We start from the raw sequence: 13,861 nt of genomic DNA, 5'->3' as shown, positions 1-13,861 counted from the left end.
GGGATTGAGATGAGTTTATTGAAAAAAAGTGCTGCTCTTTTAATGGCAGCCACAATGGCATTAACCGGCGCAGCTTGTTCAAATAGTAAAACAGAGGGGAAACCTGAAGCACAGGCAAAAGTAGCTCCAGTTGAAAAGAATGGTGATAAAACTGTAATTCGTTTCTGGCATGCAATGGGTGGAAAAACACAAGGTGTACTAGATGGGCTTGTTGCAGACTATAATAAGTCGCAGAATAAATACGAGATAAAGGCAGAGTTCCAAGGAACATACGAAGAGTCTTTAACGAAATTTAAAACGATGTCTGCAACGAAAGAAGCGCCAGCTCTTGTTCAATCGAGTGAAATTACAACGAAGTATATGATTGATAGCAAAAAGATTACGCCTATCGATAGCTGGATTAAAAAAGATAAGTACGATACATCAAAATTAGAAAAAGCAATTACGAACTATTATTCAATTGATGAAAAAATGTATTCTATGCCGTTTAATTCATCTACACCAGTATTAATTTATAATAAGGATGCTTTCGCGAAGGCTGGATTAGATCCAGAGAAAGCTCCGCAAACATATGATGAGTTAAAAGAAGCGGCGAAAAAGTTAACGATTAAAGAAGGCGGAAATGTAAAGCAGTATGGATTTTCAATGCTGAATTATGGTTGGTTCTTTGAAGAGTTGTTAGCGACACAAGGTGCTTTATATGTAGACAACGAAAACGGCCGTAAAGATGCTGCAAAGAAAGCGGTATTTAACGGAAAAGAAGGTCAAAAAGTATTTGGGATGTTAGATGAATTAAATAAAGCTGGTGCACTTGGAAAGTATGGAGCAAGTTGGGATGATATTCGTGCTGCGTTCCAGTCTGGACAAGTTGCTATGTATTTAGATTCTTCAGCTGGTGTTCGTGATTTAATTGATGCATCTAAGTTTAATGTAGGCGTTTCGTATATTCCGTATCCAGAAGATTCGAAACAAAATGGTGTTGTTATTGGCGGTGCATCATTATGGATGACGAATATGGTTTCAGAAGAAACGCAGCAAGGTGCTTGGGACTTTATGAAATATTTAACGAAGCCAGATGTACAAGCAAAATGGCATACTGCAACAGGATATTTCTCAATTAATCCAGATGCATATAATGAGCCGTTAGTAAAAGAGCAGTATGAAAAGTATCCGCAGTTAAAAGTAACGGTAGAGCAATTACAAGCAACGAAGCAATCTCCAGCAACTCAAGGTGCATTAATTAGTGTATTCCCAGAATCAAGAGATGCAGTCGTAAAAGCATTAGAAGCAATGTATGACGGGAAAAATAGTAAAGAAGCGTTAGCTGAAGCTGCAAAAGCAACAGATAGAGCAATTAGTATTTCAGCTCGTACGAGTCAAAAATAAGAGAAAGCCGCATCCTTTTTCAGGATGCGGCTTTCTTTATTGGGAGATAAGGGATCAAAGAAATGATGAAGTCTTATCTCTTTTATATGAGTAAAGGGTCTAGAATGAATTTTGTCTTTTTCATTATTTGTTTAACTCCATTGCAACTTGTTTCCCATTTACGAAAACCTCTGCCACCGCTACTACAACTTCCATCACTTTTTTCATATCTCATCTCTCCTTGTTTTTTGTTTCATTTCTTACTTTTAGTATAAAGAAATATAGTAATTGCAACTATCGAATTGGATGACAAGAGACTTACATTGTTGTAAGGATAATAGTTTTAGTTTGTAATAAATGTGATTCAGAAGTTTCTGTCGTTTTGAATTATAATTAGAAAGAGAATGGTTTAGAAAGAAGGGGAAGAAATGAAGAGAATACTTGTTATTAGTGATATTCATGGAGAAATAGAAAAGTTCGAACAATTATTGGAAGAAGCTCACTACGATGCAAAACAGGATCAATTAATTTTGTTGGGGGATTATGTAGATCGTGGTCCAAATGCGCGTGCAGTAATTGAAAAGGTAAAAGAGTTAAAAGAAGCGGGAGCCCTCGTTCTAAAGGGCAATCATGAAGATATGATGATTAAGGCGTTAACGACAGATGAGGAACGTTCATGGAACCATTGGGTAAAAAGGAATGGTGGGGATAAAACGTTATATAGCTATGGATTTGTAGAAGAAGGCATTGCGGTTAATGAGGAAAACTTCCAAAAACCGATTTTACAATCTCATATATTAGAGGAACATGTAACGTTTATTCAAGAATTAGATCATTACATTGAAACAGAAGAGTATATCTTTGTACATGCTGGTGTTGAGCCGATGAATCGAGTTTCTGAATCAGAACCATATACATTAATGTGGATCCGTAATGAATTTCATAATGGATATAGCGGCGAAAAGGTTGTTGTATTTGGCCATACGGAAACAAAAACGCTTCATGGTAGTGAGAATTGCGGAGTGTATTTTGGTAGTAATCGTATTATTGGAATTGATGGCGGGGCTGTGTATGGTGGTCAGTTAAATTGTTTGGAGTTGCCAAGTAAAAAGGTATATGTAGTAAAAAATTGAAAGAGATAAGAGGAATCTTATTTCTTTCAATTTTTTATTAAGCAAAATTTAAGAAAGAGCCTTTATAATAAAGGTTCAAAATTTTATATCGAGCAAAACTTTAGAAGGAAATAGTTGAAAATGAAATTACATAATATGATTACATTATTTCGTTATGAAGAGAAGAGATGCAATAATAAAGAGAGTTGAAATAGATTGTGGAAGGTGAGAATATGCGCTTACTTGTAGTAGAAGATAATGCCTCGTTATTAGAGTCTATCGTACAAATTTTACGTGATGAATTTGAAGTGGATACGGCAATGAATGGGGAAGACGGCTTGTTTTTGGCGCTGCAAAACATTTATGATGCAATTTTGCTTGATGTGATGATGCCAGAAATGGACGGATTTGAAGTGATTCAAAAAATACGTGATGAAAAGATTGAAACGCCAGTCCTGTTTTTGACAGCGAGGGATTCTTTAGAAGATCGAGTGAAAGGATTGGACTTTGGTGGAGATGATTATATTGTTAAACCGTTTCAGGCCCCTGAATTAAAAGCGAGAATTCGTGCATTACTACGCAGAAGTGGTAGTTTAACAACACAGCAGACCATTCGCTATAAAGGGATTGAATTGTTCGGAAAAGATAAAGACATTCAAGTAGATGGACAAGGTATTAAGCTGACATTAAAACAATATGAGCTACTAGAGTATCTCATTCAAAATAGCGGAAAGATTTTAATGCGTGAACAAATTTTTGATCGTGTTTGGGGATTTGATTCTGATACGACAGTAGCAATTGTAGAAGTGTATGTACATCATTTACGTAAAAAATTAGAACCATTCGGTTATCAGAAAGATATTCAAACCGTTCGTGGTATTGGATATATATTAAAAGAACAATGAGAAAGGGAAGCATGTTTCAAAAGACACGTATTCGTCTAACTATATTGAATTCGTTAGTATTTATCCTATTAATAGGTGTATTAGGTAGTATTATTTATTCGTACACATACAAGCGTACTTATAATGAAGTGGATCAATCTATAAAAATGATAACTCAGTATAGAGAAAAATTTGATGTTAAAATGCCACCACCAAGAAAACGTATAGAGAATATCAAAATTCGAGACCCACGGATAACTATAATAACTTGGAATGGAAAAATAGTGGAGATAGAAGGCGATAACCATAAATTTCGCTCTAACTTTGAAGGGGATTTGGAAAAGTTTTCTCCAAAAAAGGTAGGGGATTTGCAAGATATTGAAGTGCAAGGACGATATTTTAGAACGTTTGCGTTTCAAGAAGATGGAAAAATAGTTCAAATTGTACGTGATACAACAGCTGAAGAAGAAATGTTAAATACTTTATTTTTAATTCTCATAATAGGTTGTAGCATAGGCAGTCTATGTGCAATAGGTATCGGTTTTTTCCTAGCTGGCAGGGCACTCATACCTATTCAAAATTCATGGGAGAAACAGCAGCAATTCGTTTCCGATGCATCACATGAATTAAGAACACCGCTTGCAGTTATTCAATCAAAAACGGATGTATTATTCCAGTCCCCATCCGCTACGATAGAAGAAAAAGCCGTGGATATCTCTACAATTTCAAAAGAATGTAGGCGGCTATCGAAACTCGTTAGCAATTTATTGTTGTTAGCACGTTCGGATTCTAATCAAATTGAGATGGATAAGAAAACATTTGAACTGGATAAGTTGTTAGAAGAAATTATAAATCCATATAAAGAAATTGCCTCTTATCAAGAAAAAGCGATGATATTAAAAGTAGAACGTGATATAACGTTTATGGGTGATAGAGAGAGAATCCATCAAATGATGGTCATATTGTTAGATAATGCGATGAAGTATACGAATGAAGATGGGCATATTCAAATTGATTGCACACAAACGAGTAATTCAATTCGTATAAGGGTGAAAGATAATGGGATAGGAGTTAAAGAAGAAGATATTCCAAATTTATTTGATCGTTTTTATCAAGGAGACAAAGCAAGAAGTATGTCAGAAGGAGCTGGGTTAGGTCTTTCAATCGCTAATTGGATTGTAGAAAAGCATTATGGAAAAATATCGGTAGAGAGCAAATGGGGAGAAGGAACTTGTTTTGAAGTGATTTTCCCAAAAAATCAAAGATTATAAGTGAGAAGACGACCTTGTTTTTACAAGGTCGTCTTTTTTAAGGGAAAGTTAAGGAATAACTTGTAGCATGTATTACATAATGGAAACTTGTGATGGAAAGAAAAGATGTAAGTTTTTTTGAATGAACTGGATAAATCATAAGGTTATTTCTAACAGAGATGAAGTTTATGTATAGTATAAAAAAATTTATGGGAAAGCTGGAAAAAGAAAGCGTGAGAGGGAGGAAGAAGTCTTGAAAAAGAAAATGATGACGGTATTCACTATTGGAGTAATGAGTTTAAGTATATTAGGGGGTGCCTCCCCTTCTGGAATGACAAAAGGAAAGACAGATTACACGCAGCGTAGTAAAGAACAATTAAATGATGGGAAAATACATGCAATGCATACGGAAGAAAAAGCGGAAAAGTTAGGCATTGAAACGGATGGGAAAGAACAAATTACGTTAGAAAAAGAAATTCATGAGACCGAAGTAGGAAGAGAAGCTAATCAATTAGGTATCTCGGCAGAAGGGAAAGATGTTGGAATTCTTTCAGAAGAAATTTATGAAACAAAAGTGAGGAAAGAAGCGTTGAAACTAGGAATATCTATAGAGAATACGTCGATTGTAAGTTTAATTGATCAAATTAATAAGATTAAAATTAATAATGAAGCAGAAAAGCTTAGTGTTTCAACTGAAGGAAAAGAAATAGAAGAGATTGAGGAAGAAATCTACGGAACGAAAGTTAGAGAAGAAGCAGAAAAGCTAGGTATTGCTCAACAAGGAAAAGAGATGGAAGAGTTAGCACAAGAAGTGTACGAACAAAAAGTACAGGAAGAAGCAAAAAAATATCATATTGATTTATATGGCAAAGATATATATCAAGTATTAAGAGAAATAAATGAGCAAAAGGTAATAGAAATAGCAGATGAGCTAGGTATGGACAGAACGAATTTGAAGATTCAAGATTTAGCGGAGAAGATAAATCTTGAACAACCTGAAAAGGGAAAAGAGCTTAAGTTTGTTCCTATGGTTCAAACAGATGCTGATGCGTTTTATTCGTATTTAACGAATTAAAAAGGGCGTGAGAGTGATACGAAAATGGAAGTGGTATATATGTATGGCCTTACTATGTATAGGGGTATGGGGTGCATATACAAATGGAATTACAAAGTATGTAGAGAAAGTAAAGGGGTTACTATTTTCAAGTGTACAAAGTCAAAAACGAATAGAGTTTAGTAATAACGATGAAAAAGTCATGTTATCAAATGTGCCTTTAATTCAGCAATTACCAGAGTTAGATAGAGGCTGCGAAGTAACAAGTTTAGCGATGATGTTACAATACGCAGGTGTTTCTGTAGATAAGATGAAATTAGCAAATGAAATAAAAAAAGTTAATTTTATGGAAGATGGTGTACGTGGGAATCCGAATGAAGGATTTGTAGGGAATATTTATACCTTTTCTGAATCCGGATACGGTGTATATCACGGACCACTTTTTCAGTTAGCAAAAAAATATTTACCGAATAAAGCTGTGGACTTAACAGGGAAGAGTATAGAAGAAATTTATATGAGTGTAAAAGCAGGGCACCCGGTAGTCATGATTACGAATGCAACATATGCTCCTTTAGATGAAGCTGAATTTACTACATGGGAAACAAATAGTGGGGATGTTTCTATTACGTATAATGAACATTGTGTTGTACTTGTTGGGTACGATAAGGAATCTGTATATATTCGAGATCCCCTCGATGATAGCTTAGATGTAAAAGTGCCAAGAGGAAAATTTGAACAGGCATGGGTGCAGATGGGGAGTCAGGCAATTAGCTATGTAAATAACTCCAAATAAATTAGGAAGAAGAGCATGAACTATATAACTATAAGGTGAAGGATAAAGATTTAAGGAATTGTAAGAGAAGTTTTGCAGATCTTTTTGAAGAGAAGCTGTTAAAAAACAAGAGAACTTTAGCTTATTATATATGCTAAAGTTCTCTTGTTTTTTAGGATTAAAATGTTTAGGAGAAGTGGATATGTAAAAATGCATAATTGACGAAAAAATTACATGTTATCATTATATATTGTTTTATACATGTTGATTGTATAAAATTACACAAGTGTTCTATTACATAAAGGAGGCTTATTATGCAAAATATATTTAACTGGGTTAAAAGTATGAGTATCAAGAAAAAATTAATCATTTCATTTTTTATTATTTTAACTATACCAGGACTTATTATCGGTGGTGTTTCATATCAAACTGCCAAAACAAATTTTGAACATCAAATGACCGATAAAGCAAAGGAGAATATTTCAGTTTTAAATACTGTTATTTCTCAAAATATAGAAGAGAAATTTGTTGATGCGACGTACTTTGCAGACATCTTAACAGAGGATACATATCCAAACGGACAAGAAGAAATAGTAAGAACGAAGTTAGCGCAATATATAAAACTTCATCCAGAAGTAGGAGGTATTTATATTGGAACACAGGCGGGAAAGTTTATAAGAGAACCATTTATCCAAATGGCTGATGGGTATAATCCAACAGATAGATCTTGGTATAAAGAAGCACATGAAAATAAAGGGAAAGTAATTGTTACTGCACCATATCAATCAGCATCTACTAAAAATATGGTAGTGACAATTGCTAAGGAAGTAAAAGATGGTAAAGGTGTTATAGGGATTAACTTGAATTTGGATAACATCCTAAAGGTTTCAAAAATGATTAACATTGGTGAAAAAGGCTATGCAGTTATTTTAGATCAAAATAAGCAAATTGTTAGTCATCCGTCTAGAAAACCAGGTTCAAAGGTTACTGAGCCTTGGATTAAACCAATTTATGAAGACAAACAAGGAAATGTATCTTATACAGAACAAGCTGATAAAAAGAATTTAATCTTTGCAACAAATGAGAAAACAGGATGGAAGATAGTTGGAGTTATGTTTGACGAAGAAATTACCCAAGCTGCGAATCCAGTGTTTTATAAAACTTTGATTGTCATTGCTATCGCTATTGCATTTGGTAGTGTATTAATTTATTTCATTACAAATTCTATTACAAGGCCATTACGAAAAATAGCTGATTCGGCACATAAGATTAGTAAGGGGGATTTGACAGAAAAAATTACTATTTACTCCAAGGATGATATAGGAAAATTAGGGGATTCATTTAATGAAATGTCTGCCTCTTTACAAGATGTGATTACTCAAATTAGTTTTTCAGCAGAACATGTCGCTGCATCGGCTGAAGAGTTAACAGCGAGCGTACAGCAAGCAAATGATGCGACAGATCAAATTACAATTGCAATGGAACAAGTATCAGGTGGGGCTGAATCACAAAGTCAAGGTGTTGAAGAAGGTGCGGCTACATTACAACAGGTAAATACAGCAATTCAAGATGTAACTGGAAGCGCGGAATCAATTTCTATCTCCTCATTACATGCGAGAGAAAGAGCTGAAGAAGGGGAAGAATTGGTTGAACAAACAGCAAAACAAATGCAGTCTATTTCTAAATCGGTATCCGAGTCAGATGCTATTATTAAACTTCTTGATGAGAAATCAAAGCAGGTAGGAGCTATTTCTGAAGCAATTCAAAATATTGCTACTCAAACGAACTTATTAGCTTTAAATGCGGCTATTGAGGCGGCAAGAGCAGGTGAGCAGGGAAGAGGATTTGCTATTGTAGCTGATGAAGTTAGAAAATTAGCAGAGCAATCAGGAGAATCATCTGGAGAGATTGCAAATTTAATTGCAGAAATTAAGGCTGATATTGAACATACTGTTAAGGCAATGGATAATGTGAGTGGGGAAGTTCAACAAGGCTTAGATGTTGTAACAAAAACGAAAGTAAGTTTTACAGAAATTTTAAGTTCTACTACTCATATTGTTTCTCAAGTTAATCAAATGGTAGAAACAACGAAGAGAATCGCTGGAGATGCAAATGAAGTGACAAACGCTATTGATGAAATTGCAGCGGCTGCAGAAGAAAATACAGCTAGTATGCAAAGTGTTGCAGCTTCAACAGAAGAACAAGTAAATTCGATGGAAGAAATTAGTTCGGCTTCGCAAAACTTAGCTGAGATGGCCGAAGAACTACAAGCAATGACTAGTAAATTTAAAGTATAATAACAGCAAATAAGTAAGGTGAAAATAATATCACCTTACTTATTTTTCTATTCAGCAATTAGGGGAGTCATTAACGGGATGAAAAAAAGAAAAAGACTATGGAATTTATGGAAAACGATTACATTGTTAGTTTGTACTGTTGTCATTTTTTCTTTACTTGTGACAGATATTTTAATCAGCCATAATGTTGAACGAACGACAGAAGAAAGCCAAGCAGAGAAGGCAAAAACGATTGCACATATTGTAGCGAATGATTCGGTGGTAATCGATGGTTTAATTGGGAAAGCAGATACTTCCGCCATCCAAACGTATACAAATAGGATATTAAAAAATACAGGTGTTCAATTTATTGTCGTTATGGACATGGATGGAATAAGAAAATCTCATCCAAATCCCCAAAAAATAGGTCATCATTTCGTTGGAGGGGATGAAGGAACGGTATTGAAGGGAAAGGAACACGTATCTTTAGCAGAAGGAACTTTAGGTATTTCAATGCGAGTATTCGTTCCTGTTTTTGCTGACACAGGTGAACAGCTTGGTGCGGTTGCTGTTGGTATTTCAGCTGATAATGTAAAAGAGAGAGTTAAGGAAAGTAGACATATTATTTATATAGGTGTCGGAGTTGGATTGTTAATTGGCATTATAGGAGCGATATTGCTAGCTAGACATATAAAGAAGAGTCTGTTTGGTCTGGAACCGCATAGGATAGCGAAAATTCTTGAAGAAAGAAATACGATGTTGCTTTCGGTGAAGGAAGGTATTATTGCTGTAGATAAAGAGGCGAACGTAACTTTAATCAATAATGAGGCAAAACGGTTATTTAAGAAAAGTGGACTTGAAGAAGATTTTATTGGTAAAGACGTTGAATTGTATATGCCGAATTCACGTATAAAAGAAGTGTTACAAACTGGAGAGGTACAATTAAATGAAGAACAAAATATTTATGGAATTACGATTGTTACGAATCGTGTTCCTTTATATGTAAAAGGAGAAATAGTTGGTGTGATTGCAACATTTCGTGATAAAACAGAAATCAGAAAATTGGCAGAAGAACTAACTGGTATTAGGCTATATGCAGAAGCATTGCGGGCTCAATCTCATGAATTTATGAATAAAATGCATGTCGTATTAGGGCTAACACATATGAAACAGTATGAAGAATTGCAGAAATATGTAAGTAGTATGGTATCAGAGCATCAATATGAAATTGGGGGGATTATGAAAAAAATTCAAAGCCCAGTATTTGCTGGATTTTTACTAGGTAAACTTAGTTATGCTAGAGAGAAAAATATAAAGTTAATTATAAAAGAAGATTCTTACTTACCAGAAATATATGATGAACGTATCATTCATGAACTGATCACCATTGTCGGAAATTTGATTAATAATGCATTAGACGCAGTGATGAATTGTGAGAAGAAGCAGGTTGAAGTTGGAATACAATATGGGGATACATTAATCATTACAGTACAAGATACGGGGAAAGGCATAAAAGAAGATGAAATTGATGCATTATTTATAAAAGGTTATTCCACAAAGGGTGATAATCGGGGGTATGGTTTGCATCTTGTAAAGGAAAGCATACAGCGAATAAATGGGAGGATTTATGTTCATTCATTGTTAGGAGCGGGAACGATAATAACGATTGAAATACCTAAAAGTAGGGATGAGAGATAAGATGATCAAAGTTTTGATTGTAGAAGATGATCCGATGGTTGCGATGTTAAATACGCATTATTTAGAGCAAGTGGGAGGATTTGAACTTGTTCATGCAGCTAAATCAGTAAAAGAGGCGATAGAAGTATTAGAGAAATCACGAGTAGATTTAGTATTACTTGATATTTTTATGCCTAAAGAGACTGGATTTGAGCTGTTAATGTATATTCGGAATCAAGAAAAAGAAATTGATATTATGATGATTTCAGCTGTACATGATATGGTGAGTATTAAAAAGGCATTACAATATGGCGTAGTAGATTATTTAATTAAACCATTTACATTTGAACGATTTAAAGAGGCATTAACTGTATATCGAGAAAAACTTACTTTTATGAAAGAACAACAAAAAATTAGTCAATCGGAATTAGATTCATTAATTTTGCAAAAAGAAAAAAGAGAATCTTTTGTTAATAAAGAACTTCCAAAGGGATTAACGAAGCAAACATTGCAATTAATTTGGAAGAAAATCGAATCACTTAATGGACAAGCATTTACAACTGATGAAATGGCGCAATTAGTAGGGGTTTCGAGAGTTTCTATTCGAAAGTATGTAATGTTTTTGACTGAAATCGGAGTATTAGAGAATGAAATGGTGTATCAAAATGTGGGAAGACCGGTGAGTAAATTAAGGTGTATTGACCGGAATAAAATAGACTTTTACGTATAAGCGGCTTATTATAAGTCGCTTATACTTTTTTTAATTACAAAACCAATTACAAAACTTACAAAAACTATTTTTACTATTGAAAGCGTTTTAATATTGTTATTAAGAAAACAAGGGGGTGCCATATGGGAATTCAAAAAAATGTGGAAGCGGTATCATTTTCTGAAGGCAATGAATTGAAAAGTGAATCTTTCGCTTCTAAAATTATGAACGTTAAAATCGGTGTTATACCTTTACCGTTATATGTAGTATTGGCTGCTATTATTTATGGAGCATCTGTATATAATAAATTACCAGCAGATATGATTGGTGGTTTTGCAGTTATTATGATCATGGGTATTTTCTTAGGTGATATTGGAATGAGAATTCCAATATTAAAAAATATCGGTGGTCCAGCAATTCTCTCATTATTTATTCCATCGTTACTTGTATTTTTTAACTGGATGAATCCAGCTTCAATGGAAGCTGCGACTATGTTAATGAAAAAATCGAACTTTTTATATTTATATATTTCTTGTTTAGTAGTTGGAAGTATTTTGGGAATGAACCGTAAAGTGTTAGTGCAGGGGTTCGTTCGTATGTTTATTCCTTTAGTAGTAGGAACGTTAGCTTCTGTAGCAGTGGGCTTATTAGTCGGTTCACTATTTGGATTTGAAATGAAGCAGACATTTTTCTTTATCATCGTACCAATTGTGAGTGGTGGTATCGGAGAAGGGATTTTACCATTGTCGCTAGCTTATAGTGATATTTTAAATGAATCATCAGCAACGTTTGTATCACAGCTTATTCCGGCAGCTATTATTGGGAATATGTTTGCAATCGTGAGTGCAGGGTATATGAAGCGTTTAGGTGAGAAGAGACCTGAGCTTAGTGGTAATGGTGTATTAGTAAAAACAGACAATCAAGCAGATTTATTAAAGGAGCAAAATACAGAAAAACCAATTGATTTCTCATTAATGGGAGCAGGATTATTGATTGCATGTACATTCTTTATTTTCGGAGGATTCGCTTCTAAGTTTATCGGTATTCCAGGAGCAATCATTATGATTTTTTCAGCGGCAATTGTGAAGTACTTTAATCTAATGCCAGCAAAAATGGAGCAAGGAGCATTCCATTTATATAAATTTATTTCAAAGAATTTAACATGGCCATTAATGGTCGGTTTAGGATTGCTATATATTCCGTTAAAAGACGTAGCAGCAGTTCTTTCGGTAGGATATGTTGTTGTGTGCGCATCGGTTGTTCTTACAATGGTAGCGTCAGGTTTTCTTGTAGGGAAAGTGATGAAAATGTATCCAGTTGAATCAGCGATTGTAACTGGATGTCATAGCGGTTTAGGTGGAACTGGAGATGTTGCTATTTTATCAGCTTCAAATCGTATGGAATTAATGCCGTTCGCACAAATTTCAACGCGTTTAGGTGGGGCTGCAATGGTCGTAACAGCGACAATTTTATTAAAAATGTTTTCATGATCAAACAAGCTAGCTATATTCATATAGCTAGCTTGTCAAATTAAGGGGAGATTATAAGTATGTTAGAAAAACAAATTAATGAAAGATCATTGTTATTGCATAAAGAGTTAGTAGGGAAAATTGAAATTACAAGTAAAGTAGAAGTGAATACAGCGGACGATTTAAGTTTGACTTATACACCGGGGGTAGCAGAGTCTTGCAAAGCAATTGCGGCAGATGAAGAAACAGCGTATGACTATACAGCAAGAGGGAATATGGTTGCAGTTGTTTCAGATGGAACAGCAGTACTTGGTTTAGGGAATATTGGACCGAAAGCGGCTATGCCTGTTATGGAAGGGAAAAGTATTTTATTTAAAAAGTTTGCGAATGTAGATGCTTTCCCGTTATGTTTAGGGACGACTGATGTGGATGAAATCGTTACCCTTGTTAAAAATTTAGAGCCTACATTTGCAGGAATTAATTTAGAGGATATTGCAGCACCACGTTGCTTTGAAATTGAAAGACGATTAAAAGAAGAAACGAATATTCCTGTATTTCATGATGATCAGCATGGGACGGCTATTGTTGTTTTAGCAGCTGTTATTAATGCATTAAAAGTTGTAAGTAAACAAATGGACGATGTGAAAATTGTTATTAACGGTGCGGGTTCGGCAGGAATTGCAATTGGAAAATTATTATTAAAAGCTGGCGCAAAACACATTACGTTAGTTAGTTTAGAAGGTATTGTTTGTGAAGGTGAAACATGGATGAACGAAGCGCAAATCGAAGTTTCAAAGAAGACAAATCGAGAATATGTACGTGGAACATTAAAGGAAGCGATTCATCAAGCTGATATTTTCATCGGTGTATCTGCTCCAAACGTATTAACGAAAGAACTTATACAGACGATGAACGAGAAACAAATTGTGTTTGCAATGGCGAATCCAATCCCAGAAATATTCCCAGAGGACGCATTAGCAGCTGGAGCTGCTGTAGTTGGAACTGGTCGTTCTGATTATTCAAATCAAGTAAATAATGTATTAGCGTTCCCTGGTATATTCCGTGGTGCATTAGACGTACGCGCGACTGATATTACAGAAGAGATGAAATTAGCAGCAGCATATGGGATCGCTAACATAATTACGGACGAAGAGCGTAATGCGAATTATGTAATTCCAAATCCATTAGATAAAAGAGTTGTTCCAAGTGTTGCAGAAGTAGTAGCGAAAGCAGCCATTGATTCAGGTGTGGCACAGATTACGAAAATGCCAAGTTATAAATAGTCAAAAGCAG

General features: G+C 34.7%; 11 protein-coding genes and 1 pseudogene. All 12 read left to right on the top strand.

All coding sequences use genetic code 11. From position 1 onward, the window contains the following. Positions 1-9 precede the first annotated feature (9 nt). Positions 10-1,386 carry an ABC transporter substrate-binding protein gene (locus tag B5P42_RS17555; RefSeq protein WP_113734789.1) on the top strand — a complete coding sequence of 459 codons (1,377 nt, stop codon included), beginning with the start codon at positions 10-12 and terminating at the stop codon, positions 1,384-1,386. 407 nt (positions 1,387-1,793) lie between these two features. Then, entirely contained in the window at positions 1,794-2,498 is a 705-nt protein-coding gene (locus tag B5P42_RS17550) for a metallophosphoesterase family protein (protein WP_113734788.1), read from the top strand. A 212-nt stretch (positions 2,499-2,710) separates the two neighbouring features. Next, a complete protein-coding gene (locus B5P42_RS17545) occupies positions 2,711-3,382 on the top strand; it encodes a response regulator transcription factor (protein WP_002091066.1) in 672 nt (223 codons plus the stop codon). Between the two features lie 11 nt (positions 3,383-3,393). After that, complete coding sequence (locus tag B5P42_RS17540) at positions 3,394-4,632, top strand: sensor histidine kinase (RefSeq protein ID WP_016101860.1); 1,239 nt, start codon at positions 3,394-3,396, stop codon at positions 4,630-4,632. Positions 4,633-4,864: 232 nt separating this feature from the next. Then, positions 4,865-5,686 (top strand): hypothetical protein, encoded by an 822-nt coding sequence (locus B5P42_RS17535; protein WP_060750507.1) that lies wholly within the window; start codon positions 4,865-4,867, stop codon positions 5,684-5,686. 43 nt (positions 5,687-5,729) lie between these two features. Next, on the top strand, positions 5,730-6,458 hold the full coding sequence (locus B5P42_RS17530; RefSeq protein ID WP_060750508.1) for a C39 family peptidase: 729 nt from the start codon (positions 5,730-5,732) through the stop codon (positions 6,456-6,458). Between the two features lie 293 nt (positions 6,459-6,751). Beyond that, positions 6,752-7,795: pseudogene (locus tag B5P42_RS33540) on the top strand (HAMP domain-containing protein); the annotation flags it as partial. Further along, complete coding sequence (locus B5P42_RS33535) at positions 7,787-8,734, top strand: methyl-accepting chemotaxis protein (RefSeq protein ID WP_440582278.1); 948 nt, start codon at positions 7,787-7,789, stop codon at positions 8,732-8,734. The pseudogene B5P42_RS33540 and the gene B5P42_RS33535, both read left to right, overlap by 9 nt. A gap of 78 nt (positions 8,735-8,812) precedes the next feature. After that, on the top strand, positions 8,813-10,411 hold the full coding sequence (locus tag B5P42_RS17520) for a sensor histidine kinase (protein ID WP_113734786.1): 1,599 nt from the start codon (positions 8,813-8,815) through the stop codon (positions 10,409-10,411). 1 nt (position 10,412) lies between these two features. Beyond that, complete coding sequence (locus tag B5P42_RS17515; protein WP_060750776.1) at positions 10,413-11,120, top strand: response regulator; 708 nt, start codon at positions 10,413-10,415, stop codon at positions 11,118-11,120. A gap of 122 nt (positions 11,121-11,242) precedes the next feature. Continuing rightward, positions 11,243-12,589, top strand: coding sequence for a 2-hydroxycarboxylate transporter family protein (locus tag B5P42_RS17510; RefSeq protein WP_002125134.1), 1,347 nt, complete (start codon positions 11,243-11,245; stop codon positions 12,587-12,589). Between the two features lie 59 nt (positions 12,590-12,648). Further along, positions 12,649-13,851 (top strand): NAD(P)-dependent malic enzyme, encoded by a 1,203-nt coding sequence (locus B5P42_RS17505; RefSeq protein WP_088031327.1) that lies wholly within the window; start codon positions 12,649-12,651, stop codon positions 13,849-13,851. The last annotated feature ends 10 nt before the right edge of the window (positions 13,852-13,861 follow it).

Source organism: Bacillus sp. SRB_331, assembly GCF_003264175.1.
Taxonomy (GTDB): Bacteria; Bacillota; Bacilli; order Bacillales; family Bacillaceae_G; genus Bacillus_A; species Bacillus_A mycoides.
Note: the sequence above shows the minus strand (reverse complement) of the source record. Positions and strands in the feature narration are given on the sequence as shown.

What these genes read in the sequence shown, in the direction of transcription:
- B5P42_RS17555 (WP_113734789.1), top strand. Translation starts at nt 10, where the DNA reads ATGAGTTTATTGAAAAAAAGTGCTGCTCTTTTAATGGCAGCCACAATG.
- B5P42_RS17550 (WP_113734788.1), top strand. Translation starts at nt 1,794, where the DNA reads ATGAAGAGAATACTTGTTATTAGTGATATTCATGGAGAAATAGAAAAG.
- B5P42_RS17545 (WP_002091066.1), top strand. Translation starts at nt 2,711, where the DNA reads ATGCGCTTACTTGTAGTAGAAGATAATGCCTCGTTATTAGAGTCTATC.
- B5P42_RS17540 (WP_016101860.1), top strand. Translation starts at nt 3,394, where the DNA reads ATGTTTCAAAAGACACGTATTCGTCTAACTATATTGAATTCGTTAGTA.
- B5P42_RS17530 (WP_060750508.1), top strand. Translation starts at nt 5,730, where the DNA reads ATGGCCTTACTATGTATAGGGGTATGGGGTGCATATACAAATGGAATT.
- B5P42_RS33535 (WP_440582278.1), top strand. Translation starts at nt 7,787, where the DNA reads ATGTCTGCCTCTTTACAAGATGTGATTACTCAAATTAGTTTTTCAGCA.
- B5P42_RS17520 (WP_113734786.1), top strand. Translation starts at nt 8,813, where the DNA reads ATGAAAAAAAGAAAAAGACTATGGAATTTATGGAAAACGATTACATTG.
- B5P42_RS17515 (WP_060750776.1), top strand. Translation starts at nt 10,413, where the DNA reads ATGATCAAAGTTTTGATTGTAGAAGATGATCCGATGGTTGCGATGTTA.
- B5P42_RS17510 (WP_002125134.1), top strand. Translation starts at nt 11,243, where the DNA reads ATGGGAATTCAAAAAAATGTGGAAGCGGTATCATTTTCTGAAGGCAAT.
- B5P42_RS17505 (WP_088031327.1), top strand. Translation starts at nt 12,649, where the DNA reads ATGTTAGAAAAACAAATTAATGAAAGATCATTGTTATTGCATAAAGAG.